The sequence below is a fragment of the Actinomycetospora succinea genome, from assembly GCF_004363095.1.
Classification (GTDB): Bacteria; Actinomycetota; Actinomycetes; order Mycobacteriales; family Pseudonocardiaceae; genus Actinomycetospora; species Actinomycetospora succinea.
On the sequence record NZ_SNYO01000011.1, the window covers coordinates 148,672 to 173,904 of the forward strand.

Annotated in this window: 20 protein-coding genes; 16 read left to right on the forward strand and 4 right to left on the reverse strand. The window is 75.0% G+C overall.

Features of this window, described 5'->3' with window-relative positions; all coding sequences use genetic code 11:
- Positions 1 to 74 precede the first annotated feature (74 nt).
- The 6 genes from EV188_RS27010 to EV188_RS27035 all read left to right on the forward strand — a co-directional run bounded on the left by EV188_RS27010 (position 75) and on the right by EV188_RS27035 (position 6,118).
- A complete protein-coding gene (locus EV188_RS27010) occupies positions 75 to 899 on the forward strand; it encodes a hypothetical protein (protein ID WP_133829434.1) in 825 nt (274 codons plus the stop codon).
- A gap of 2 nt (positions 900 to 901) precedes the next feature.
- Complete coding sequence (locus EV188_RS27015) at positions 902 to 1,411, forward strand: beta/alpha barrel domain-containing protein (protein ID WP_133829435.1); 510 nt, start codon at positions 902 to 904, stop codon at positions 1,409 to 1,411.
- Positions 1,408 to 2,361, forward strand: a complete 954-nt coding sequence (locus EV188_RS32320) for a hypothetical protein (RefSeq protein ID WP_208114387.1) — start codon at positions 1,408 to 1,410, stop codon at positions 2,359 to 2,361. The genes EV188_RS27015 and EV188_RS32320 overlap by 4 nt, the downstream gene beginning before the upstream one ends.
- Positions 2,358 to 3,560 (forward strand): OmpA family protein, encoded by a 1,203-nt coding sequence (locus EV188_RS27025; RefSeq protein ID WP_133829436.1) that lies wholly within the window; start codon positions 2,358 to 2,360, stop codon positions 3,558 to 3,560. Before EV188_RS32320 ends, EV188_RS27025 begins: the two co-directional genes overlap by 4 nt.
- Positions 3,561 to 3,822: 262 nt before the next feature.
- Positions 3,823 to 5,517: a glycine/sarcosine N-methyltransferase gene (locus EV188_RS27030; protein ID WP_133829437.1), complete on the forward strand. Its 1,695-nt coding sequence runs from the start codon at positions 3,823 to 3,825 to the stop codon at positions 5,515 to 5,517.
- A 259-nt stretch (positions 5,518 to 5,776) separates the two neighbouring features.
- Complete coding sequence (locus EV188_RS27035; RefSeq protein ID WP_243742026.1) at positions 5,777 to 6,118, forward strand: hypothetical protein; 342 nt, start codon at positions 5,777 to 5,779, stop codon at positions 6,116 to 6,118.
- A gap of 290 nt (positions 6,119 to 6,408) precedes the next feature.
- On the opposite strand, the gene EV188_RS27040 is transcribed toward EV188_RS27035, so the two are convergent.
- Together EV188_RS27040 and EV188_RS32005 are read right to left on the reverse strand one after the other, a co-directional pair.
- The gene (locus tag EV188_RS27040; protein ID WP_133829438.1) at positions 6,409 to 7,209 is read right to left on the reverse strand and encodes a hypothetical protein; all 801 of its coding nucleotides are present in this window, start codon (positions 7,207 to 7,209) and stop codon (positions 6,409 to 6,411) included.
- A 97-nt stretch (positions 7,210 to 7,306) separates the two neighbouring features.
- On the reverse strand, positions 7,307 to 7,924 hold the full coding sequence (locus EV188_RS32005) for a hypothetical protein (protein WP_166660113.1): 618 nt from the start codon (positions 7,922 to 7,924) through the stop codon (positions 7,307 to 7,309).
- Between the two features lie 206 nt (positions 7,925 to 8,130).
- Between EV188_RS32005 and EV188_RS27050 the strand changes: the two genes are divergently transcribed.
- A complete protein-coding gene (locus EV188_RS27050; RefSeq protein ID WP_133829440.1) occupies positions 8,131 to 9,483 on the forward strand; it encodes a glutamate-1-semialdehyde 2,1-aminomutase in 1,353 nt (450 codons plus the stop codon).
- A complete protein-coding gene (gene galE / locus EV188_RS27055) occupies positions 9,480 to 10,463 on the forward strand; it encodes a UDP-glucose 4-epimerase GalE (protein ID WP_243742027.1) in 984 nt (327 codons plus the stop codon). The genes EV188_RS27050 and galE overlap by 4 nt, the downstream gene beginning before the upstream one ends.
- Here galE and EV188_RS27060 read toward each other — a convergent pair.
- Both EV188_RS27060 and EV188_RS27065 read right to left on the reverse strand, forming a co-directional pair.
- Positions 10,438 to 11,382, reverse strand: a complete 945-nt coding sequence (locus tag EV188_RS27060; RefSeq protein WP_133829442.1) for a polysaccharide deacetylase family protein — start codon at positions 11,380 to 11,382, stop codon at positions 10,438 to 10,440. The two genes, galE and EV188_RS27060, sit on opposite strands and share 26 nt — an antisense overlap.
- A gap of 23 nt (positions 11,383 to 11,405) precedes the next feature.
- The gene (locus EV188_RS27065) at positions 11,406 to 12,530 is read right to left on the reverse strand and encodes a GNAT family N-acetyltransferase (protein WP_133829443.1); all 1,125 of its coding nucleotides are present in this window, start codon (positions 12,528 to 12,530) and stop codon (positions 11,406 to 11,408) included.
- A gap of 220 nt (positions 12,531 to 12,750) precedes the next feature.
- Between EV188_RS27065 and EV188_RS27070 the strand changes: the two genes are divergently transcribed.
- The 8 genes from EV188_RS27070 to EV188_RS27105 all read left to right on the forward strand — a co-directional run bounded on the left by EV188_RS27070 (position 12,751) and on the right by EV188_RS27105 (position 25,216).
- The gene (locus tag EV188_RS27070) at positions 12,751 to 14,076 is read left to right on the forward strand and encodes a nucleotide sugar dehydrogenase (protein WP_133829444.1); all 1,326 of its coding nucleotides are present in this window, start codon (positions 12,751 to 12,753) and stop codon (positions 14,074 to 14,076) included.
- Positions 14,066 to 15,265 (forward strand): glycosyltransferase family 4 protein, encoded by a 1,200-nt coding sequence (locus EV188_RS27075; RefSeq protein ID WP_133829445.1) that lies wholly within the window; start codon positions 14,066 to 14,068, stop codon positions 15,263 to 15,265. The genes EV188_RS27070 and EV188_RS27075 overlap by 11 nt, the downstream gene beginning before the upstream one ends.
- A 139-nt stretch (positions 15,266 to 15,404) precedes the next feature.
- Entirely contained in the window at positions 15,405 to 17,918 is a 2,514-nt protein-coding gene (locus EV188_RS27080; protein WP_133829446.1) for a hypothetical protein, read from the forward strand.
- A complete protein-coding gene (locus tag EV188_RS27085; RefSeq protein WP_133829447.1) occupies positions 17,919 to 19,493 on the forward strand; it encodes an O-antigen ligase family protein in 1,575 nt (524 codons plus the stop codon).
- Entirely contained in the window at positions 19,490 to 20,596 is a 1,107-nt protein-coding gene (locus EV188_RS27090; RefSeq protein WP_208114388.1) for a glycosyltransferase family 4 protein, read from the forward strand. Before EV188_RS27085 ends, EV188_RS27090 begins: the two co-directional genes overlap by 4 nt.
- Before the next feature lie 37 nt (positions 20,597 to 20,633).
- A complete protein-coding gene (locus EV188_RS27095) occupies positions 20,634 to 21,833 on the forward strand; it encodes a glycosyltransferase (protein WP_133829448.1) in 1,200 nt (399 codons plus the stop codon).
- Positions 21,811 to 22,977, forward strand: a complete 1,167-nt coding sequence (locus EV188_RS27100; RefSeq protein WP_133829449.1) for a glycosyltransferase — start codon at positions 21,811 to 21,813, stop codon at positions 22,975 to 22,977. The genes EV188_RS27095 and EV188_RS27100 overlap by 23 nt, the downstream gene beginning before the upstream one ends.
- A gap of 61 nt (positions 22,978 to 23,038) precedes the next feature.
- Entirely contained in the window at positions 23,039 to 25,216 is a 2,178-nt protein-coding gene (locus EV188_RS27105; RefSeq protein ID WP_133829450.1) for a heparinase II/III family protein, read from the forward strand.
- The last annotated feature ends 17 nt before the right edge of the window (positions 25,217 to 25,233 follow it).

The window sequence follows — 25,233 nt, forward strand, 5'->3', positions numbered from 1 at the left end:
CCTAGACTCGGGGCAGGCGCCCGTCACTCCACCGGGCGACGGGGGAAGGAACGCCAGGTGGAACGGCTTGCTCCATGACCGCGGAGACGCCGTCCTCCCGGGGCCCGGCCGGCTCGGCCCGCCCCTCGCGACGCGCGACCGCGGCGCGCGCGGTCTCCTACGGCGTCCTCGCCCGGTGGGGCGACCGGCGCCAGGCCCGCGCCGACGGGCGCGCCGGCCTGCCGAGCCTCGAACCGGGACGGCCGGCGGGCACGCCGGCGCTCGAGGAGTACCACCAGGACTTCCTCGCCCGCGTGCACCGCGAGCGGCTGCGGCTCGACCGCGAGACCGCCCCCATGCACCAGTCCCGCGCCGGGCTCGCGGTGCGCCTGCCCGCCACCGAGGACGCGCTCGCCCGGGCGCGGGCGAGCCTCGACGCGATCCCCGTCCTGCTCGACGCCGCGCAGCTCGCCGTGCGCCGCGGCGGTGAGACCCACACCGCCGCCGACGTCGTCGCCGCCCGCCGGGCCCGCGAGCACGAGGCGCGCCGGCGCCCGCTGGTCGACGAGGCGGCCCGCCTGCACGCCCAGCTGACCCAGATGCGCGCCGAGTACGCCCGCCTGGGCAGCACGATCCGCTCCTGCGAGCTCGCCGCCGCGACCCGCGTGCGACGCCTGCACGCCCGCGTCATGCGCCGCGTCAGCGCCTACGAACGCCACCTCGTGCGCCGCCACCCCGCGGGCGACCGCATCGGGCCCGCGCTCGTCGACCGCCACCCCGTCGTGCCCGAGTGGGTCGCCGCCGCCGAGGCCGCCGATCCGGCGGCACCCGAAACGGGTCCCGTCTCGCCACCGACAGGCATACCGACGCCCCGACCGCCCGTGCACCAGCACCCCGCCGACCAGCCCGGACAGGAGTAGCCATGGCCCGCAGCCCCTGGCCCCGGCGCCGCGCCACGGCCGCCCGCACCTCCGGCGCCCGCCTGTCCAACATCCCCACGGGCGCCGGGACGCCCGAGGAGCACCGGTTCGCGCAGGTCTACGCGGCCGACCGCGTGGGCCCGATGCCGTACCCCAACCAGCCCACGCCGGACGTCTCCGAGGCGCGCGGCCGGGTCCGCGCCCTGGTCGACGGCCTGCTCAGCGGCGTCGACGAGGGCAGCGGGCGGGCCCTCGACCCGCTCATCGCCTCGATCGCGTCGGGCTGGCTCGCACGCGTCGACACCCAGCACGCCGACCACCACGCCGTCATCGACCGGCTCGTCGGCGGCGCCCGCCAGCAGCTCGCCGGCGCCGAGGCCGCCCACGAGCGCGACCGCCGTGCCCTTGAGATCGCCCGCCGCGACTACGCGGAGGCGCGCGAGCGACTCGGGGAGCCCCCGGACGACGCGGACGAGGACGCCCCCACCGGACCGCTCGAGGCCGGTCGATGAGCGGGCGCGCCCGGTCGTACCGGGACGCCACGCTGATGATCAAGCGCTCGCGCGAGGACCACCTCGCGCTCGTGATCGTCCTGCTGGCCATCGGCGGCGACATCGCGGCCTTCTACGTCGTGCTCGCCCGGGTCTTCCGGGGCTCGCCGCTGCTCATCGCCGTCGGCACGGTCGGGTTCGCCGCGGCCGCGGTCGGCCTCGCCCACCTCGTCGGACAGGGCCTCGCGCGGCGTCGCTGCGGCGACCCGCGGGCGTCGGTCGTCCTCACCGTGCTCGCGGCGGTCACCTGGCTGACGCTCGGCGCCGCCGCCTTCTACACGCGGCTGTTCACCCCGAGCAGCACGTCGTCGGGCGGGTTCGGGGACGCGTCGTCGGGGGGCGGGTTCGGCTCCGGGGGGTCCGGGGGCGGCGGTTTCGGTGGTGGTGGCGGCGGGTTCGGCGGCGGTGGCTTCGGCGGCTCGTCGAGCGACGTCGACCTGACCGCCCTGCTGCCGGCCCTGCTCTTCGGCGCGCTGTTCCTCGCCAGCGGGACGGCCGCCATGATCGCGACGTTCGTGTCGTTCAACCCCGTCGCGAGCGCGCTGCGCCGCGCCGAGCGCCGTCTGCGCGACGCGACCGAGCGCGAGCGGGCCAGCCGCGCCGAGCTCGAGCGCGCCCGCGAGGCCCTGCGCCAGCAGGAGAACGAGCGCGAGCGCGAGGACCAGCGCTGGCGCGCGGCCCGCCAGCAGGTCACCGCCGAGATGCTCGAGCTGCAGAACTACGCCCGCACCCTGATGGCGTCGAAGAAGGCCGACCCGTCGGTCACCGACGGCCTCACCGGCGTCTCGCCCTTCCCGCTGTTCACGCCGGCCACCGACGTGGTGCCCGGCGAGGAGGCGCCACGCGAGGTGCGCGACGGGATGCGGCCGTTCACCACCGTCGACTCGACCCCGAACGGAGACCCTCGTTGACCCACCGGCGGGCCGTCCTGCCCTTGGTGTTCGCCGTGGCGCTGCTCGCCGGCTGTTCGAGCGGTGACGACGCCGGCGGCGGGTTCGCCGGCGGGGGCGGCGGCGGGCTGTCGTGCCCGGTGCCGGTCGGCCCGCTGGCGTTCGCGGTGTCGGGCCGCGCGAACTCACCGGCGCCGGGCCTGCCGCAGAGCGTCCAGGACGCGACGGTCTCGGTGCTCACGCGCGCGGTCGACCAGGACTACCGGCCCCGCGTGACGCTGATCGACCTGGACGGGCGGCCGACCTCGGCGGGCAGCGACACGTTCACCACCGACGCCGGCAACGGCATCGCCGCCGAGGACGACCGCAACCAGTTCCTGAACGGCTTCGGCGAGGCGCTGACCGGGCTGCGCGCCCGGGCGCCCGAGGCCGACGTCCTGTCCGCGCTCGACCTCGCGGGCCGCTCCGCCGGCGGCGACCGTCCCGGCACCGTCGTCCTCGTCGACTCCGGGCTCTCCACCGTCGCGCCGCTCGACTTCCGCCAGCGCGGCCTGCTCGACGCCCCGCCCGCGGAGACCGTCGAGGCGCTGCGCGCGACGAACGCGTTGCCGGGCCTGCAGGGCGTCACCGTGGTGCTGGCCGGCCTCGGGGACGTCGCCGAGCCCCAGACGGCGCTGAGCCCCGCCCAGCGGTCCTCCCTCGTGGCGCTGTGGACCGCGGTCGCCGAGGCGGGCGGCGCGTCCTGCGTGGCCGTCGTCGACGAGCCCCGCGGCGGCGACGCCCCGAGCGACGTGCCGCCGGTGAGCCTCGTCGACGTCCCGCCGCCCCCGACGATCACGCCGGGACAGGCCACCACCCTTCCCGACGACAATTCCGTCGGCTTCCAGCCCGACACCGCCGAGTTCCGCGACAGGAACGCCGCGCGCGCCGTTCTCACACCGTTCGCGCAATTCGTCGGGGAATCACCGACGCGCCGCCTCGCCCTCACGGGCACCAGCGCCCGCGCCGGCGCCCTCCAGGGCCAGGTCGACCTCTCGGCCCGGCGGGCGGAGGCGGTGAAGTCGCTGCTGGCCGAGCTCGGGGCGCCGGCGGACCGGATCAGCACGCGGGGGGTCGGCAGCGAGTTCCCGGGCTACGTCAACGACGTCGGGCCGGACGGCCGCCAGCTGCCGGGTCCGGCGAGCGCCAACAGGACGGTGATCGTCGAGCCGAGCGGGTAACCGGTCGGCGACACAGCGTGGTCGTGCCCCCGGGTTCCGTATTCCGGAGGAAACGTGCTGGCCATCACAGCACGATGTGGTCACGGAGATCCGGGCCGCCGCACACCCGGTCAGAGCAGCGCTGATGGCGCCTTTCGCCGGAGCCGGCGGGGTCCGGACTGTATCGATTCTGTCGACCGTACGAACTCGGGGGCGCTTCCGAGGAGGCCCGACTCTGCCTAGCGTCGTCTCCCCGGAAGCGTCACCGACGTCCGGAGGACACATGACCGCAGCCGCAGACCGGAGCCCCGACACCGCGGCTGGCCTCGACGAGTACACCGAGGCCGATGTTCATCAGGAGTTCGGCGAGAACCCGAACGAGGTCCGAGACACGAACCACTACCAAGAGGAGTACGTCAAGGGGTTCGTGGACAAGTGGGACGACTACATCGGCTGGGAGGGACGCGCCGCCAGTGAGGGCTCGTTCTTCATCGACCAGCTGAGCGCCCGTGGGGTCGAGAAGGTCCTCGACGTCGCCACCGGCACCGGGTTCAACTCCGTGCAGCTCCTCAAGGGCGGTTTCGAGACCGTCTCCGCCGACGGCAGTGCGGAGATGCTCGCGAAGGCGTTCGAGAACGGCCGCCAGCACGGGCACGTGCTGCGGGTCGTCCAGGCCGACTGGCGCTGGCTGAACCGCGACGTCCACGGCGAGTACGACGCGATCATCTGCCTCGGCAATTCGTTCACGCACCTGTTCAACGAGCGTGACCGCCGCAAGGCCCTCGCCGAGTTCTACGCGATGCTCAAGCACGACGGCGTGCTGATCCTCGATCAGCGCAACTACGACGAGATCCTCGACAACGGGTTCTCGTCGAAGCACAAGTACTTCTACTGCGGCGACACGGTCACCGCGGAGCCCGAGTACATCGACGACGGGCTGGCCCGGTTCCGGTACACGTTCCACGACGACGGCTCCGTGTACCACCTCAACATGTTCCCGCTGCGCAAGGACTACGTGCGCCGGCTCATGCGCGAGGTCGGGTTCCAGAAGATCGACTCGTACGGCGACTTCCAGGAGACCTACGGGACCGAGAGCCCCGACTTCTGGATCCACGTCGCGGAGAAGACCTACCGACCGGATGACGAATTGAGCGAGAGCTACTCGACCGCGGTCCACACCGCGCGCGACTACTACAACTCGACCGACGCCGACACCTTCTACCACGAGGTCTGGGGCGGCGAGGACATCCACGTCGGGCTCTACAACTCGCCCGACGAGGCCATCGCGCCGGCCTCGCAGCGCACCGTCGAGCGCATGGCCGAGGGCCTGGAGATCACCGCGGAGACGCGCATCCTCGACATGGGCGCGGGCTACGGCGGGTCGGCCCGGTGGCTGGCCAAGAAGTTCGGCTGCCACGTGACCTGCCTGAACCTCTCCGAGGTCGAGAACGAGCGCAACCGCGAGAAGAACCGCGCCCAGGGTCTCGACCACCTCGTCGACGTCGTCGACGGGTCGTTCGAGAGCATGCCGGTGCAGGACAACTACTACGACATCGTCTGGTCGCAGGACGCGTTCCTGCACTCCGGCGAGCGGGCCCAGGTCGTCGAGGAGATCGACCGGGTGCTCCAGCCGAACGGCCAGGTCGTGTTCACCGACCCGATGGCCGCCGACGGCGCCGACGTCTCGGCCCTGACGCCGATCCTCGCGCGCCTACACCTCGACACCCTCGGGTCGCCGGGCTTCTACCGCCAGGAGTTCGCGAAGCGCGGGTACAACACCGTCGAGTTCGAGGACCACACGCAGCAGCTCACGACCCACTACGGGCGTGTGCTGAGCGAGCTCGAGGCGGCGGAGCCGAAGTTCAAGGGCGCCATCTCCGACGAGTACATCTCGAACATGAAGACGGGCCTGAAGAACTGGGTGAACGGCGGCAAGAGCGGCCAGCTCGCCTGGGGCATCTTCCGCATCAAGCGCTGACACGCATCGGGCGCTGACGCACGGCACACGGGGCCGGCCGGGACACTGTTCCCGGCCGGCCCCGCTGTCGTCGGTGGCGAGGCACGGGGTGTTCCAGCGTGGCGGCCACGCTGACGTTGAACGTCAGGAAATCCGCCAGCTCACCGGGAGGGTCGATGCGCCTGGGCGCGACGCTCGTCCACCTCGCGCCGGGTCCGCCGTTCCCCGTGGCCGACTGGGCGCGCCGGCTCGTGGACGCGGGGTTCGAGAGTCTGTCCGGTTGCTGCTGGCCGAGAACACCGAGGGCCTGCCGGTCCCGCCGCTGCTGCTCGGCTCGTGGGGCGCCAACGTGGAGAGGGCGGCGAGGGAGTTCGACGGCTGGCTCGCCTCCGGCTACCGGAGCAGCGTCGACGACGTGATCGCCGCCCACGAGCGGTACCGCGCCGCCGGCGGCGGCCGGGCGATCGTGTGCGCGGTCCCGGTGTCCGGCGATCCCGGGCGCACCCGCGAGACCCTGCGGCGCTACGCCGACGCCGGCTTCGACGACGCCGTCGTGCTGTTCGCGCCGGACGGCCCGGCCCCGGAACCGTGCGGGCCCTCTTCCCGTAGGACGGGGGTCTGATGGATCGCGGTCGCGGGACGGGCCGGCATGCCAGGTGGGGACGGCCGCGTCCTCGACCCGATTCCCCGACCGAGGGCTCCGGCCGAGCTACGCGCATGATCGCGTCGAGTCGGACGGTCGGTCTCGACGCGATCTTGACCATATGTCTCGCCGATCGACCCGGTGAGGAGCCTCGGCGACGGCCCGACAAGGGTCGCGCTCAGAAGGAGCGTCCTCGCTCCGACGGAAACGCTTCGGGAACCGAAGCATCCCCACGAATGAGGTGCCCGCCTCGACCCGTCACGCACGCCCTACGTCGCGTCGAGCGCCTTGTCGAGCGCCGCGGCGACGGCGTCGCGCCGGTCGGCGTCCCGGCGCAGGGACCGCGACAGCTCGAGGTGCACGAAGGCGGTCCCCGCCCGCGCCGCCGCGCGCCCCTGCACGTTGCGGCGGCCCAGCAGGTCGCTCCACCGCTCGTCGTCGCCCTCCCCGACCCGCTCCCCCGCGTCCGCGAGCCGCTCCCGCACGGCCGTCAGCAGCGCGCCCTCCGGCGCCGCGCCGGGCGAGAGGACGACGTCGACGCCGTCGCGGTCGGCGAAGCCGTGGAGCTGGATCTGCGGGAGGCCCCGGCGCACCAGGACGTCGGCGACGCGGGAGAACGGGGCATCGTCACGGGACGAGACGTCGGCGGGGCAGTCGACGCGGTCGCGGGCCTCGGGCGGCGCGCCGGCGATCCGGTGCGCGCCGGCCTGGAGGTACAGCACGTCCGGGCGGCGCTCGGCGAGGGCGAGCCCGACGAGCTCGGTGGCGAGGTCGGCGTTGGGGTGCGGGACCTCGACCACGGCACGCGGCACGGCTCGCAGCACGATCGCCAGCCACGCCCGCTCGTCGCCGTTCCCGGACAGGAGCAGCAGCCGGTCGCCCTCGCGGGTCGCGGCGAGGCCCAGGGGTGCGCCGGCCTCCGTGGCGGCGGCGTGGTCCCCGCGGGCGACGGCGTCGGCGAGCGCGTCCAGGGCGGCGAGCTCGGACCCGCGGGGCGCGCGGTAGGGGCCGTCGCGGCGCATGTCCCACACGAGCCGGGTGATCCGTCGCGACACCTCGGACCCGCCCACCACCACGACTCTGCCAGCGGCGGGCCACGCGATCACGGCGAAGGGCACGTCAAGCAGGCGGATCGCGCCCGCGGGCGCGCCGACCGTGCCGGTCGCGTCAGCGCACGGGCTGCGGCGGGCCCCAGACCGGTCGGCGGTCGGCGACGGGCGTGCCGGGCACGCGGTCGCGGTGGATCGGCGCCCGCCGCGGCGGCGGGCCCGCGGGCCCGGGGGTCACCGGGACGCCCCCACCGGGCGGCGGCACGGTCGGCGGCGGCGCGAGACCGCGCGGTCCGGCCGCGGAGACCGGCGCGGGCCCGGCCGCCGAGACCGGCCCAGGACCGGCCGCAGGGACCGGCACCGGAGCGGGCGCGGGCATCGGCGCAGGACCGGGAAGCGGCGCGGGAACGGGACCCGGCCCCGGCGCCGGTCCGGGAGGCACTGCCCGCAGCCCCGGGACGTGCACCGTCGGGGCCACCGGCGATCCCGGCAGGAGCGCGGTCGCCGAGGTCGCCGCAGGAGCCGCCTCGCGGTGCCGCGGCTCCTCCGTGAGGGTCGCCGTCACCGCGTCCGGGTCGGCGGCGACGGGCCAGGGCACGCGGCGCAGCGGCGTGGCCGCGAGCCGCCGGCGGGAGCGCCGGGGCACGACGGCGTCGTCGAGGCCGTCGTCGCGCCGCGCGTGGCGCCCGTTCGGAGCGGGCTGCGCTGCTCCGGGAGGTGCGACCGGTGCTGCCATGCGGACCAGTGTGGACGTCGTCGTCGTCCATTCTTGACCGGGGGATGGCCGTTGGGCCGTCGGGGTGGTAGGCCGCTGCCCGCCCGTGACCCGGCGGAGCGGAAGATGACGACACGACCTGTCCGGGGGGACGAGGCTCCCGCGCGGAGCAACGGCTTCGTCACCCTGGACGCCGCCACCGCTCGCCGACCAGGGAAGCTGAGGTCATGACGTCGTCCCAGGCGCCTGCACAACCGGCCTTCACCGAGTCCGCCCGCCTCCAGGCCCGGCTGCACGACCTCGTGCCGGGTGGCGCGCACACCTACGCGCGCGGGTCGGACCAGTACCCCGAGACGATGACGCCGATCATCGAGCACGGTCGCGGCGCGCGGGTGTGGGACGCCGACGGCAACGAGTTCGTCGAGTACGGCATGGGCCTGCGCTCGGTGACGCTCGGGCACGCGTACGAGCCGGTGACCGCGGCGGTCCGCGAGGTCCTCGACCGCGGCATGAGCTTCTCGCGCCCCAGCCGCCTCGAGGTGGAGGCCGCCGAGGACTTCCTCGGCCTGGTCTCGGGCGCGGACATGGTGAAGTTCGCCAAGAACGGCTCCGACGCGACCACCGCCGCCCTCAAGCTCGCGCGCGCCGCCACCGGGCGGGACATGGTCGCCGTCGCCGACCAGCCCTTCTTCTCCACCGACGACTGGTTCATCGGCAACACCCCGATGAACGCCGGCATCCCCGCCACCACCCGCGTGGGCACGGTCGGGTTCGTCTACAACGACCTCGACTCCCTGCGGGCGCTCTTCGACGCGCACCCCGGCCGCATCGCCGCGGTGTTCATGGAGGCCGCGACGGCGCTGCAGGACCCGGCCCCGGGCTTCCTCGAGGGCGTGCGCGAGCTGTGCACCGCGCAGGGCACGGTGCTGGTGTTCGACGAGATGATCACCGGCTTCCGGTGGTCGGCGCACGGCGCGCAGGCGGTCTACGGCGTGACGCCCGACCTGTCGACGTGGGGCAAGGCGATGGGCAACGGCTTCCCGGTGTCGGCGCTCGCCGGGCGCCGGGAGCTGATGGAGCTCGGCGGGCTGCGCACCGACGCCGAGCGCGTCTTCCTGCTCTCCACCACCCACGGCCCCGAGACGGTCGGGCTCACCGCGTTCCGCGCCGTCGTCGAGGCCTACCGCCGCGAGGACCCGGTCGCCACCATGCGCCGTCAGGGCACCAAGCTCGCGGAGGCGTGCAACGAGGTCGTCGCCGCGGCCGGGCTCACCGAGTTCGTCGACGTCGTCGGCCACCCGGCGTGCCTGGTCTTCCGCACCCGCGACGCCGACGGGCGCCCGTCGCAGCCGATGCGCACGGTCTTCCTCGCCGAGCTCCTGCGCCGCGGCGTGCTCGGGCAGTCGTTCGTCATCTCCGCGGCGCACACCGACGCCGACGTCGAGCAGACCGTCGCCGCCGTCGCGGGCGCGCTGCCCGCCTACGAGAAGGCGCTCACCGACGGGGCCGAGGCGGTGCTCGAGGGCCGTCCCGTCGCCCCGGCCCTGCGGGCCTCGGCGGCGCCGAGGCGTCTGAAGTGAGCGTGGCGGGGGGACGCTGGCTCGTCACCGGCGGCGCCGGGTACATCGGCGGGCACACCGTGCGCGCGCTGCGGGCCCGCGGCGACGCGGTCGTGGTGCTCGACGACCTCTCGACGGGGCTCACCGAGCGCGTCGACGACGACGTCCCGCTCGTGCGGGCGAGCGTGCTCGACGAGGACGCGGTCGCCGCGGCCCTGGTCGAGCACCGGATCGACGGCGTCATGCACTTCGCGGCCCGCAAGAAGGTGCCCGAGTCGGTGGCGAGGCCGCTGTACTACTGGCGCGAGAACGTCGAGGGCCTGCGCAGCGTGCTCGCGGCCTGCGACCGCGCCGGCGTCGGGCGGTTCGTCTACTCGTCGAGCGCCGCGGTGTACGGCGCGACGGCGGGCGGCGCGGTCGCCGAGGACGACCCGTGCGAGCCGGTGAACCCGTACGGCACCACCAAGCTCGCCGGCGAGTGGCTGCTCGCCGACGTCCACCGCGCGACCGGCCTGCGCTACGTCGCCCTGCGCTACTTCAACGTCGCCGGCGCCCGCGACGCGCGCCTCGCCGACCGCGGCCAGGCCAACCTCGTGCCGATCGCGCTCGACGCCGTCGCCCACGGCAGCGCGCCGACGGTGTTCGGCACCGACTACGACACCCCCGACGGCAGCTGCGTGCGGGACTTCGTGCACGTCGACGACCTCGCCGACGCCCACGTCGCCGCGACCGCACTGCTCGACGCGCCGTGCGCCGAGACCCTCAACGTCGGCGTCGGGCGGGGCTACTCGGTGCTCGAGGTGATGGCCACCGTCGCGCGGGTCGCGGGCCGCCCCGTCGACCCGGTGATCGCGGAGCGGCGCCCGGGCGATCCCGCGTCGGTCGTCGCGGACGTGTCCCGGATCGCCGACCGGCTCGGGTGGCGCGCCCGCCACGACCTCGACGACATCGTCGCCTCGGCGTGGGAGGCGCGCGTCAGCCCGTCGGCGCCAGCGTCCTGACGACCTTCCGCGCGAGCCCCGTGCCCTTGCGCGCGACCTTGCCGAACAGCTCGCCGACGTCGGTGAGCGGCGTGAGCACGACGCGGTGCATCGCGAACGGGGGCTCGTGGGGCCCGACGAGACCCGGACGGGTGGTGACCGCGGCCCGGTACCCGGCGGCGCGCGCGAGCTCCATCGTCTGCTGGTCGTAGTCGCCCGCGTTCCCGTTCGGGTACGCGAGGAGATCCACCGTCTGGCCCAGTCCCTGCTCGAGCGCCCGGCGGCTCTCGACGAGCTCCTCGCGCTGGGTGTCGACGTCCTCGCGGGCGAGGATCGGGTGGGTGACGGTGTGCGAGCCGACGCCGTGGCCGGTGGCGGCGAGCGCCTTCGCGCCGGGCCAGTCGAGGAACATCGGCGCGCGCTCGGGCGGGGGCGGCGCGATCCGCTCGGCGATGCGGGCGACCGCCTCGACGCGCGTCGCGCGGTCGACGAGCTTGAGCTCGTCCTTCAGCGCGGCCTGGGCGCCGAGACGGGCCGCGGGCGTCGTGAGGTCGTGCGTGCGCCCGGCCCACTCCAGCGAGGTCGCGGTGCAGCGGTCGAAGGCGTCCGCGAGCTCCTCCCACCAGGCGCCGATGCGCCCGGACAGGATGTCCGAGACCAGGAAGAACGTGCCGTGCATGCCGCGCCGGTCGAGGGCCGGCACGGCCGCGTCGAGCCAGTCGGCGTAGCCGTCGTCGAAGGTCAGCGCCACGGCCCGCGGCGGCAGCGAGCCGCCGGCGGCGAGCGTGTCGATCGCCTCGGAGAGCGGGACGACCGTCGCCAGCCGGTCGATCGCCGCGAGCTGGCGGTCGAAGCCGCGCCGCCCGGCCCCGGGGTCCGCGGGGTAGAAGGGCGTCGGGTCGATGTTGTGCCAGCCGAGCACGAGGAGCCGTCGACTCATGGCGGTCGACGGTAACGGCACGCTCAGCGCTTGCGTGTCCCGGGCATGCGCGCGAGCACGGGCCGGGCGGCGTCGCGCAGGCGCGCCCTCAGCTCCGGCGACAGGCCGTCGGTGGCGCGCCGGACGCCGGCGTCGACCTGGGCGAGCAGGCGGGTGGGGTCGAGCGCGCCCGCCACGACCAGCGTCTCCACCGCGCGCTCGTCGGTGGCGAAGCGCGCCTTGTAGGTCTCGTCGCCGAGGAGCAGGTCGTACTCGTCGGCGCCCTCCTCGATGGCCTCGCGCACGGTGTGGGCCATGAGCACGAGCCCGACGCTCTTCTCCGCCCACGCCGGGTCGAAGCCCGCCTGGAAGTACGCGTAGCGCCCGCCGATCCGCCACGCGTAGAGCGCCGCGACCGCGACCCCCTCGATCTCGAGGAACGACATCCGCAACCACCCCCGCTCCAGCGCGGCGGCGGCGAAGTCGGCGTGGAACGCGTGCACCGTGGGACTGGTGATCGTCGAGCCGCCCTCGCGCTCGTCCCACCGCAGGTTGTGCAGCCGGAAGAACTCCGCGACGTCGCGCGTCACCTCGTCGGGTGTCGACGTCGCGCGCACCTTGGCCCCGAGGCCGTCGACCAGCGCCCGCTCCTTGCGCCGCACCTGCTGGCGGAAGTTGCGGCTGCGCGCGCCGAGGAACGAGTCCCACGTGTGCCCGGTCAGCGGCACGAACGGCATGACCCCGCCGCGCAGCCGGGTCGCCGCGACCTTGCCGCGCAGCCCCTCGCCCAGCGCCGCGATCCACGGCGCGCCGGCGTCGACGTTGTGCAGCACGACGGCCTCGCGGCCCAGCGCGCCGGCGGCCGCGCGGGCGACCTCGGCCTCGCGCCCCGCCGCGGCCACCGGGGTGAAGCGGTCCCCGACGTTCGCGCCGGCGAAGCGCACGGTCCGCCCCGAGCGGCACAGAGGCAGCAGCCCCGCGAGCGACCCGTCCCCGTCGCGCACCCGCACCACGAACGGGGGAGCGTCCTGCCCGTAGTGCCGGGCGTAGGCGGCGTACCACTCCGGGGAGACGAAGGCGTTGCCCGCGGCCTCGGCGAGGGCGCGCCACTCGTCCACCAGGCCCGGCTCGTCGGCGGGATCGGCGAGGATCTCGACGTCACGGCTCACCTGCCCGAGGCTAACGGGCGGCGTCCGGCGCATTCCGGGGCCAACCTCGGGGGCGCCCGGACGTCCTCCTATCGGTGAGCGAATCCTCAGTGTCGCGTCCCGGCGCGCTGCCCGACGGCGGTGGCGCCGAATGGCGTCGGTACCGTTGCTCCAGCCCGGCGTGCGGTTCGCTCCCCATCGGCCCGCCGCGACCCCGACCCTTCTGCGAGGACTCCCTGCGATGAAGGTCAGTGTCTTCGGTCTCGGTTACGTGGGCACCGTCAGCGCGGCGTGCCTGGCCACGGAGGGCCACGACGTCATCGGCGTCGACGTGAACCCGGCCAAGCTCGCGATGATCGGCGAGGGTCGCACCCCCGTGGTCGAGGAGCGGATCGGCGACATCGTCGCCGAGGTCGTGGCCTCGGGCCGGCTCACCGTCACCGACGACGTCGCCGCCGCCATCCACGGCACCGACCTCTCGCTCATCTGCGTCGGGACGCCGTCGGCGCCCAACGGCAGCCTCGACACCACCTACCTCCAGCGCGCGGCCCGCGAGATCGGCGAGGCCCTGGCCACGCGCGACACGGACGCCGGCCGCCACACCGTGGTGTTCCGCTCGACGATGCTGCCGGGCACCTGCCTCGGCGTGCTCGTGCCGATCCTCGAGGACGCCTCGGGCCTGGTCGCCGGGCAGGACTTCGGCGTCGCGGTGAACCCCGAGTTCCTGCGCGAGGGCTCGAGCGTCAAGGACTTCTACGACCCGCCCAAGACGGTGGTCGGCGAGCTCGACCCCGTCAGCGGCGACGCGGTGCTGTCGCTCTACGCCGGCCTCGGCGCCCCGGAGTTCCGGGTCGAACCGCCGGTGGCCGAGATGACGAAGTACGTCGACAACACGTTCCACGGCCTCAAGATCGGCTTCGCGAACGAGATCGGCGCGCTGGCCCGTGAGCTCGGCGTCGACTCCCACGACGTCATGGAGATCTTCCTGTCGGACACCAAGCTGAACATCAGCCCGGCATACCTGCGCCCGGGCTTCGCGTTCGGCGGGTCGTGCCTGCCCAAGGACCTGCGCGGGCTCGTCCACGCCGCGCGCCGCCACGACGTCCGGGTGCCGATCCTGGAGAACGTGCTGCCGTCCAACGACGAGCACATCCAGCGCGCGTTCGAGCACGTCGCGGCCACCGGCAAGCGCCGGGTCGGGGTGTTCGGCCTCGCGTTCAAGGGCGGCACCGACGACCTGCGCGAGAGCCCGCTGGTCGAGCTCTGCGAGCGGATGCTCGGCAAGGGCTACGACCTGCGCATCTACGACCCCGCGGTCGTCGAGTCCGCGCTGCTCGGCGCCAACCGGGCCTTCATCGAGGCCCACCTGCCCCACCTGCGTGACCTGCTCGTCGACACCGTGGCGGACGTGGTCGACCACGCCGAGGTCCTCGTCGTGGGCAAGGCGGACGAGGACGTCCGTGCTGCCCTCGGCCACGGCACCACGGTGCCGGTGATCGACCTCGTCCGGCTCCCCGACGCCGCGTCGCGTCGCCAACAGGAGGGATACGTCGGCCTTGCCTGGTAGAGCACTGATCGTCGTCGAGAACCTCTCGGTCCCCTTCGACCGGCGGGTCTGGCAGGAGTGCCAGACCCTCACCGGACACGGATGGGAGGTCGAGGTGATCTGCCCGCTCGGCACGAAGCGGGACACCGAGACCGAGATCGTCATCGACGGCGTCCGGATCCACCGCTACCCGCTCGAGGCGGCGACCGGCGGCCCGCAGGGCTACCTCAAGGAGTACGGCACCGCCCTGTGGCACACCAACCGGCTGATCAAGCGCATCCAGAAGCGCGCGCCGGTCGACGTCGTGCACCTGTGCAACCCGCCGGACCTGCTCTTCCTGCCCGCGCTGCGCGCGAAGGCGCGCGGCGCCAAGGTCATCTTCGACCAGCACGACCTCGTCCCCGAGCTCTACCTCTCGCGGTTCCGTGAGAAGAAGGACTCGATGTACTGGGCGATGCGCCTGCTGGAGTGGGGCACCTACCGCACCGCGGACACGGTGATCGCCACCAACGAGAGCTACCGCGCCGTGGCCACCGGCCGCGGGCGGGTGCCCGTCGAGGACACGTTCGTGGTGCGCAGCGCCCCGGCCGTCGAGCGCTTCGCGATGCGTCCGGCCGAGCCCGCGCTGGCCCGCGGCCGCGAGCACCTCCTCTGCTACCTCGGGGTCATGGGCCCGCAGGACGGGGTCGACTACGCGATCCGCGCCCTGGCCGACCTCGCCGAGCGCCGCGACGACTGGCACGCGGTGTTCATGGGCACCGGCGACGCCTTCGACGACGTCGTCGCCCTCGCACACGCCTACGGGCTCGACGACCGGGTGTCGTTCACCGGCCGCATCCCCGACGAGGACGTGCTGCGCCATCTGTCCACCGCGTCGGTCTGCCTCGCGCCGGACCCGCGCAACCCGCTCAACGACGTGTCCACCATGAACAAGATCATGGAGTACATGGCGATGGGGCGGCCGGTGGTGTCGTTCGACCTGGTCGAGGCGAGGGTCTCGGCCGGTGAGGCGGCGGTCTACGCCCGACCCAACGACGTCGGCGAGTTCGCGGGCCTCGTGTCCGAGCTCCTCGACGACCCGCGTCGCCGCCAGGCGATGGGGGAGATCGGTATGGAACGCGTGTCCGGGCCGCTGTCCTGGACCAACTCGGAGAAGGAACTGCTGGCCGCGTACGAGTCGGCCACGCAGGCCCGTCCAGCAGGACGCTGAGCGATGACCAGCTCCGTCGGCGACCCGTGCGCGGGCCCGTCGCCGGGCGCATCACGGCGGTCGCCTTGATCCACCACAGTAGGATGCCCCCCGGCGTCCTCAGGGGGCGACACGCCGACGACCGGAGGAAAGGCACGTCATGAGCCCGCTCCAGATCCAGTGGGATCGCATCCGCCGCCGGTGGGTCCTGATCCTCGTCATCGGCATCGTGGCGGCGGCCGGCTCGCTGGGGGCATCGCTCCTGCAGGGATCGACCTACACCGGCCGGTCGGCGCTGACCATCGTGTCCCAGGACCGCGCTCCCGAGCAGGACACCGTCCTCGCCCAGGGGTACGCCGACTACTTCAACCAGGCGTCCTCGCAGCAGCAGCTGCGCCAGACCGCCGGTGTGCCCGACTCCGTCGGCCTTAACGCCCGCATCGCCGCGGCCAGCCCGATCGTGTACATCGAGGCCGTCGCCGACAGCCCCGACGTCGCCTCCGACTCGGCCACCAAGATGGCCGTCGCCCTGCGCGACGACGTCAACTCGAGCCTCGGCGGCGACGCCCAGCAGCAGCAGCTCAACACGCTCAACCAGCAGCTCGCGGCCGCCCAGCGCGTCAACAACCAGGGTGAGATCAGCAGGCTGCAGGAGCAGATCAACGACATCCAGGGCCGCAGCACCAACCAGCTGCAGGACCTCCAGCTCAACGCCGGTGTCGTCTCCAACCCGACCAACGCGGCCCGCAACGCCGGCGCCGCGCTGATCGGCGGTCTCGTGCTCGGCGCGCTGCTCGCGATGGCGCTGGGCCGCTTCGAGAACCGGATCGTCACGCCCAGCGAGGTCCGCGACCGCCTCGGGCTGCAGGTGCTCGCCGTCGTCGGCGGCAAGCAGCGCAAGTCCGGCGAGAACGCGCGCAACGAGATGCTGCGGGCGCTGATGGGCCTCACGAACGCCCACGGCATGCCGACCCCGGGCTCGCTCGCGATCACCGGCCCGGTCACGGCGCGCGCGTCGAAGACCCGCGTCGCCGTCGCCCTCGCCGGTCTGCGCGCCCTGCAGGGCCAGACGACGCTGCTCGTCCAGGCCGACCTCGAGTCCGACGCCGGCGGGTCCACCGAGCTCGCGTCGATGTCCGGTGTCGCCGACTTCCTCGCCGAGCGCGGCGACAGCCGCATCGACGGCAAGGTGTTCTCCAACGGCCGGGCGCTGCTGGTCTCGCCGCGCGGCAGCAAGCGCGACGACCTGTTCGCGCTGTACTCCCGCTCGCACGTCTCCCGCCTGCTCGGGCAGGGCTCGGTGCTCGCCGACCTGGTGATCATCGACGCGCCGCCCGCCGAGAGCGTCGAGGGCCAGGTCGTGTGCTCCGCGGCCGACCGCTCGCTGCTGGTGGTCGAGGAGGGCGAGACCCGCTCCCGCGACGCCACGAACGCGCTCGACTCGCTGGCCCGCGCCGGCGGCACCGCGCTCGGCGTCGTGCTGGTCCGCAACCCCGGCCAGCTCGTCGACCCGGGCTTCCTCGCCGAGCGCAACTGGACGCCCGCGCGCCTGCCCGCCGGCCCGGTGCCGGCCCCGGCGCGCCCCGCCGGTCCGGCCGGCCCCGCGCCCGCTCCGGCCCCGGCCGCGCGGCCCGCGCAGGTCCCGCCGGCCGACCGCACCGCCCCGATCTCCCGCGAGAAGCTCGAGGAGGCCCGCGCCGCCATGGGTGCCGGTGCCGCCGCGGGTGCGGCCGCCGAGGGCACCAACGGCGCGACCGTGAACGGCGCCAAGCCGTCCAACGGCACGCCGGTCCGCGGCTCGTCGGCGCCGTCCGGGCCGTCGAACGGTCAGGGCTCGCAGAGCACCAACGGCAGCGCGGCCCCGCGCCAGGAGCAGGCCTCGGGCAGCCGTCCGGCCAAGCCCGCCGCCGGCCCGTCCGGTGCGGCCCCGAGCGGCTCGAGCGCATCGGCCGGCACCCAGGGTGCGGCCAAGCCGGCACCGTCGGCCAAGCCGGCCCCCGGCGCGAAGCCCTCGCCCGGCGGTGCGCCGCAGGGCGGCTCGGCCCCCGGTGCGCAGGCCCCTGGCCAGTCGGGCCAGCAGAGCCAGCAGGGCCCCGGCGCCAAGCCGGCCCCGGGCGGCCAGGCCGGCCAGGCGAGCGCCCCGAAGCCCGCAGGCGGCGCGCCCCAGCCCGGTCCGGGCGCTCCCGGCGCGCCGGCGGGCACCGAGGCCCCGGGCGTCAGCGTCCACACGCGCCGCGGCACCGGCGGCAAGCCGTCGCCGAGCCCGAAGCCGACCCCCGGCGGCGGCACCGGCCCCAAGCCGACCGGCCCGCAGCCCGGCGCCAACCCCGGCGCCAACCCCAGCGCGAACCTCAGCGCCGGCCCGTCCGCGTCGGCCCCGAGCGCCGCCCCCGCGGGCTCGGCGGGTGCGCGCATGGGCGGCACGGCACCGGCCGCCAAGCCGGCCGCCAAGCCGGCCGCGAAGCCCGCCGCCAAGGCGGACGGCTCCTCGGCGTCGCCGAGCTCGCCCCCCGGCGCGAAGCGGGTGGGCGTCGCGCGGTTCACGCGCAGCTCCGCCCCGAACGGCGCCGGTGCGGGCGTGAAGGACGGTGACAAGAAGTCCTCCGACGTGTCGTCGGGCCCGCACACCGGCGGTCTCTCCGCCCCCACGGTCACCCTGCGCACGGAGAAGTGAGTGAGTCTGCTGACGGGACGCTTCCGCGGGTCCTCGCGCCGTGACCTGGTCGTCGGCGCCGTAGCGGTCGTCGTCGTCCTCGGTCTCGCGGTCAGCGCGCCGAGCGACGTCGGCGTCCTGCTCGCGGGGGGTGCGGTGGCCGCCGGGGTGGGGCTCCTCGCCCTCGGCAACCCGCTCCTGGCCCTCCTGCTGGTGTTCGCGGCGAGCTTCCTGCGGTCCCCGCAGAAGGAGTTCGTCTCGGCGGAGGCGCTGACGCCCTGCTTCTACGCGATGGTGCTGGCCCTCGCGATCGCGGTGGCCCAGCGCGCCCGGCAGCTCCCCAAGCTGGGCGTCGTCGAGTGGCTGATGACGACCTACATCGTCTGGAACGTCCTCTCGATGTGGCTGCCGCACGAGTACGACGCGATCGACCCGATCCTCGGCGCCGAGATCGACGTGTGGCGCTGGATCTTCAGTGGCGTGCTGCTGCCGCTGGTGGTCTACGTGGTCGCCAAGGCCGTCCTCGACACCGAGGACGCGGTGAAGTGGGTCCTGTGGATCACCATCGCGATGGCGGCCTACTCGGCCTGGGTCAGCATCATGCAGTTCCACGGCCCGGACTGGGCGGTGTGGCCGTCGTACATCGTCGACTCGCCCAACTGGAAGGGCCGCGCCAACGGCGTGTTCAACCAGCCCGTGGTCAACGGGATGATCCTCACGATGGGGTACGTGGTCTGCCTGTTCATGGCGTCCCGCCCCGAGCTCAAGCGCTGGCTGCGCTGGGGCCTGTGGGGCCTCGCCGGGGCGTGCGCGTACTCGGTCTACCTCACCCACACCCGAGCGGCGCTGCTCGCGCTGGTCGTGGTGGTGGGCCTGGGCGTCGTCTTCGCGAAGCACTGGCGCCGGGCGTTCGTCGTGTCCGGCGTGCTCGGGCTCGCGGGGGTCGCCGCCAACGCCGCGACGTTCTTCTCCGACGACCGCTCGGCGGGCGGCATCGGCTCCTCGAACGAGGTGTACGACCGGCTCAACATCATGGCCACGTCGCTGCGCGCGGTGGCCGAGCACCCGTTCGTCGGCATCGGCATCGGCCGGTTCCAGGTCTACAACACCTGGGAGCACACCGTGTGGTCCCAGGAGATCGACTGGAACCGCGGGTTCGGCATCATCTCCCACGAGAACGAGCTGGGGATCGCCGCCGAACTGGGGATCCCGGGCCTGCTGCTGTGGCTCGGCATCCTCGTCACGGTGTTCTGGTCGCTGTGGCGGGCCATGCAGGAGCTGCCGGAGAACACGCTGCTCGGCCGCCCACTGGCGCTGGTCGGCGGCATGGCGATGGTCGTCCTCGTGGTCAACGGCGTCACCGTCGACCTGCGCCTCCTGGACTTCGCGTCGATGATGCCGTTCCTCTACGCCGGCATGGTCGTCGGTCAGCTCGACCGGTTCCGCGAGGGCCGCTACGTCGCCCGGCCCGGTGCCGCGGGCAGCGGCCTGCCGGGCGGGATGACGCCCGACGAGGTCTCGGCCTGGTACGACGAGCACCCGCGCGAGAAGGCGGGCTCGGAGAAGCCGCGCGGCGGCCTCGTGGGCGCCCCGTGAGCGGTCCGCGCCCGCCCCGGGTGCTCTGGGTCTCCACGAGCACGCAGACCCAGGGCGGTATCGCCACCTGCGTGCGCACGCTCGCCGCGACCGGCCTCTGGGAGCGGTGGGGCGTGCGGCACGTGGCGACCCACCGCGACGGCTCGAAGGGCGACAAGGCGCTGGCGTTCGCCTCGGGACTCGCCCGCTACACCGCGACGATGCTCCTGCGCCGCCCCGACCTCGTGCACATCCACATGTCGTCGGCGGGCAGCTTCGTGCGCAAGGCCGCGATGGCCTGGCTCGCGTACCTGCTGGGCGTCCCCGTGGTGCTGCACGTCCACTCCGGGCGGTTCCACCTCTTCCACGACCGCGCGCCCGCCCCGCTGCGCCGGTTCATCGCCGCGACGCTGACGCGCGCCGACGTCGTCATCGCGCTCGGCGAGCTGATGCGCACCCGGCTCGCGGCCATCGCGCCCGACGCCCACCTGACCTCGCTGCCCAACCCCGTCCGGATCTCGCCGGTGACCACCCGGCCCGCGGGCGCGGCGCCGCACGTCGTCTTCCTCGGCCGCATCTGGGACAAGAAGGGCGCGTTCGCGCTGATCGAGGCCTGGGCGAAGGAGTCCGGCGGCACCGGCGGCCACCTGACGATGGCCGGCGACGGCGAGCACGAGCGCGCCCGCGCGCTGGCCCGCGAGCTCGGCGTCGCCGACTCGGTGACCGTGCACGAGTGGCTCTCCACCGACCAGGTGGCCGAGCTGCTCGCGAGCGCCGACGTCCTCGCCCTGCCCTCGGAGAACGAGGGCCAGCCGATGGTCGTGCTCGAGGCCATGTCGCGCGGGCTGGCGGTGCTGGCCACCGAGGTCGGCGGCATCCCCGAGCTCGTCACCGACGGCGTCGAGGGCCTGCTCGTGCCGCCGCACGACGCCGGGGCGCTGGCCGACGCGCTCGGCGAGCTGCTCGGGAACGAGCCCCGCCGGCGGGCCCTCGGCGAGGCCGGGGCGGCCCGGGCGCGGGCCGAGTTCGCCGCCGACGCGGTCGCCGCGCGCATCGAGTCGCTCTACCACGAGGTGCTGGCCCGAAACGGACACCCGGCGCGGGGAGGCAGGGCGGGCCGTTGACTACTCTCCGCACCATGATCGACGCTACGGTCCGCCCGTGAGGCGGCCCCGTCGTGCGGTGCGGCCGGAGGGCCCGCTGCGGGTGCTGTTCGTCGTCCCCACCCTCGCCGTCGGCGGCGCCGAGCGCCACGCGGCCACGCTGCTCGCGGGCCTCGACCAGGACCGCTTCGCGGGCTCGCTGGTCTGCCTGCAGGACGGCGGGCTCGGCACCAACTGGACGGAGCTGCAGGCCGCGGGCGTGCCCGGCGTCGAGTTCCACCGCAGCCGCCGCGACATCCCCGGCATGCTGGTCCAGCTCGTGCGCCACCTGCGCCGCGAGCGGCCCGACGTCGTCATCCTGCGCGGCTTCAACGCCGAGACCATCGGCCGCGTCGCCGGGGTGCTGGCCGGGGTCCCGCGCCTGGCGGTGTGGGTGCACAACTGCGGTGACGTGACCCCGCACGGGCGCCTGCGCCGCACCGTCGACGGGCTGCTCGCGAAGGTCACGGACGCCGTCTACGGCGTCGCGCACGCCCAGGTCGGCTACATCACCGGCGAGCTCGGGCACGACCGCGACAAGGTCCGGATCGTGCACAACGGCACCGACCTCGGCTTCACCACGCCCGAGCCCTCGGGCCGCGACACCGCGCTCGCCCACGAGCTCGGCATCGCCGACGACGAGCTCGTCATCGGCACCGCCGCGGTCATGCGCCCGGAGAAGGACCAGGCGACGCTGCTGCGCGCCTTCCGCCGGGTCGCGGACGCCCGCGACGACGTGAAGCTGGTGCTCGCCGGCGACGGCCGCGAGCGCCCGGCCCTCGAGGCCCTCGTCGACGAGCTCGACCTGCGCAAGCGGGTCCTCTTCCTCGGCCACCGCGACGACGTGCCCCGCCTGCTGCGGGTCTTCGACGTGTTCACGCTGTCCTCGAAGACCGTCGAGTGCTTCCCGATGTCGGTGCTCGAGGCGATGAGCGCCGCGCTGCCCGTCGTGTGCACCGACGTCGGCGGGGTGCCGGAGATGGTCGCCGACGGCGTCACCGGGCGCGTCGTGCCGCGCGAGGACCCCGAAGCCCTCGCCGGCGCGTTCCTCGACGTGCTCTCCGACCCCGAGCGGGCCCGGACGCTGGGCCGCGCCGGGCGCGCGCGCGTGCGCGAGGAGTTCACGCTGCAGCGCTCGATCGACCGGGCGCAGGCCGTCATCGAGGAGACCGCCGGGCGTCCCGTGCGGGAGACCGATGCGCTCGCGGCCGGGCGCTGAGGCCGCCGGCCCGATCCGGGTCACGCTCGTCCTCGACGTCGCCGCGGTCGGCGGCGCCGAGATCGTCCTGCGGAACACGTTCGCGCACCTCGACCCCGCCCGCGTCGTCACCGACGTCGTCTGCCTGCGCGAGGCCGGGCCCCTGGCCGACGACTTCCGCGCGGTGTCGGACGGGGTCGTCACGCTGCCGCGGGGCGGCAAGCTCGACCGCGCCGGGATCGGACGCGTCCCGCGCCTCGCGCGCCACTTCCGCCGGCGGGGCACCGACGTCGTCGTCGTCTCGCACCACCACCGCGCGGCGCTGACGCTGGCGCGGCTGGCGGCCGTGCTCGCGGGCGCCCGGTCCGTGGTCGCCGCGCACGACATGGACCTCACGCGCGTCGGCAACCGGGTCTTGCCGCGCCACGTCGTCGAGACGCTCTTCCTCAGTGCGGGGCTGGCGCTGCTGGCGCCGAGCCAGGGCCGGTACCTGCACGACGAGGAGGGCATGGGGCGGTCGTGGCGCAGCCGCGCCCGCGAGTTCCTGGTGCCCAACGGCATCCCCGCGCCGGAGCCGGAGCCGCCGGGGCGCCGGGCGGAGGTCCGCGCCGAGCTGGGCGTCGAGGACGACGACGTCGTCGTGCTCATGGTGGCGCGCCTCTCGCGGCAGAAGGCCCACGAGGTGATGCTCGACGCGGTCGCCCGCGCCGCGCACCCGAAGCTGCGCCTGGTCGTCGTCGGCGACGGCGCCCGGCGCGGCGAGCTCGAGGCCCTCGTCGCCGCCCAGGGGCTCGAGAAGAACGTCACGTTCCTCGGCCTGCGCCGTGACGTGCCCCGGCTGCTGGCCGGCGGGGACGTGTTCGCGCTGTCCTCGGTGCACGAGGGCGTCCCGATCTCGGTGATCGAGGCGATGACCCAGGGCCTGCCCGTCGTGGCCACCGACGTCGGCGCGCTGCGCGACCAGGTCACCGACGGCGTCGACGGCTTCCTCGTCGAGTCCGGCGACGCCGCCGCCCTCGCGGAGCGCCTGACCCGCCTCGCCGACGACCCGGCGCTGCGCGCCGACCTCGGCCGCCGCGCCCGGGACCGCGCGAGCGCCGAGTTCACGATCGAGAACACGGCCGCCGCGTTCACGGACATGGTCGAGGCCGTCGCGCGCCGGTAGCTCCCGGGTCGCGCCCGGGCCCGCCGCCGGGTCACACGGACTCGCGGCCTACCGTTCTCTCATGCCCGGTTCGCGCTCCCTGGCCGCCTCGACCCAGGCCAAGGTCACCTGGTACGCCCGGCGCCTGCGCTCGATGGGCCCGCGGGAGGTGGCCGACCGGGCGCTGACCGTCGGCGCCACCGCCGCGCGCCGGGTCACCGGTGACCACGAGCCCGACGACGCCACGCTGCTCGGGCGCGCCGACCCCGACTGGGCGGCGCTGCTCGGCGACTTCCGCGCCGGCTCCGCCCGCCCGGTGCTCCTCGACCGCGCCGGCGCCGCGGCCGTGGCCGCCGCGCACCCCGAGGCCGTCAAGGAGCTGCTCGCCGCCGCCGACCGCGTGCTCGAGCACCGCTTCACGTTCTTCGCCCATCCCGAGGCGCGCTACGACGGCGCGATCGACTGGTCGTACGACCCGCTCGCCGACGTCCGCTGGCCCGCCCTCCCGTCGCACGCGATCAACCACCGCGCCGGGCACGGCGAGCCCAAGTGGATCTGGGAGCTCAACCGCCTCCAGCACCTGCCGTGGCTCGCGCAGGCGTGGCTGTTCACCGGCGACGAGCGCTACGGCACCGAGGCCCTCGACCAGCTCGAGGCCTGGATCGCCGCCAACCCGCCCGGGCGCGGCATCGCCTGGCGCGGGGCGTTCGAGGTGGGCGTGCGGGCGATCTCGGTGCTCGTCGCCCTGCAGGGCCTCGCCGACCACCCCGCGCTGACGCCCGAGCGCTACCGGCGCGCCGTCCGCATGCTCGCCGCGGGCGCCCGGCGCTGCTGGCGCGACCGCTCGAAGCACAGCTCCGCCAACAACCACCTCGTCGGCGAGCTCGCCGGCCTCGCCGCCGTCGGGATCCTCCTGCCCGAGCTCGCGTCGTCCGCCCGCTGGGAGCGCGACGCCGTCGCCGCGCTCGCCGTCGAGGCCCGCCGCCAGATCCTCCCGGACGGCGTCGGCGCCGAGCAGGCCGTCGGCTACCAGGTCTTCACCGCCGAGCTCCTCGGCGTCGTCGCCCTGCTGCGCCGCCTCGACCCGGGCCACGCACCCACCGCGGCCGACGGGACGCTGCTCGCCGCGATCGGGCGCTCGGCGGGCCACCTCGCCGACCTCGTCGGCACCGGCGACCCCACCCCGCGCACCGGCGACGACGACGAGGGCTTCGCGCTGCGCCTCGACCCCGCGCCGACCCGCGAAGTCCGCCCGCACCTGGCCTTCGCCGCCGCCCTCACGGGCCTGCCGGCCGCGCGCCGGGCGGGCACGGGCGACCTGACCTCGGCGTGGGTCGCGGCGCGCCTCGGGACCGACACCGCGGGCACCACCTGGGAGCCCGGCTCCGCGTACGCCCCGGACGGCGGCCTCGCCATCCTGCGCTCCGGACGACGCCGGGTGCTCGTCGACGTCGGGCCGCTGGGCTACCTGTCGATCGCCGCGCACGGGCACGCGGACGCGCTGGCCGTGGGCGTCGCCGTCGACGGGCACGACCTCGTCGGCGACCCGGGGACCGGCAGCTACTTCGTCCACCCCGACTGGCGCACCGCGCACCGCTCCACCCGCGCGCACCCGACGGTCGCGGTCGACGACGCCGACCAGTCGGTGATGGGCGGACCGTTCCTGTGGACCGAGCACGCCGCCGTCGCCGTCCACGACGTCGACCTCGACACGGGCCGCGTGGACGCCGAGCACGACGGCTACCGGCGCCTCGAGGCCCCCGTCGTGCACCGGCGCGTCGTCCACGCCCCGCCGGACGACGACGTGGTGCTCGTCGTCGACGTGCTCTCCCCCGTCGGCGAGGGCGGCGAGCCCGTGCCCGCGGTCCGCACCACCTGGCCGCTGCACCCGGACCTGAGCATCGACGACAGCAGCGACGGCACCGTCGTCGCCCGCCGCGACGGCGAGCCGGTCCTGCGGATCGTCACGTCGGCCTCGGCGCCCGCGGCCGGGTGGCGGCTGCGCGGCGGCGACGCGGACGCGGGCGACCTCGGCTGGTGGTCCGAGCGCCTCGAGCAGCGCCGGCCGTGCTGGTTCGTCGGCGCGGAGGTCACCCCGAGCCGGACCGAGCCCGTGATCGTGGCCACGCTGCTCGTCACCGGCGACGCCGCGGGCCGCCCGGCACCGTCCCCGATCGTGGACCCCGGCCGTGACGGGGCGGTCCGCGTCCACTGGACGGGTTCGTCCGGTCCGCGCGCGACGGTGGTGGGTGCCCGCTGAGGCGGGATCCGGGAGTG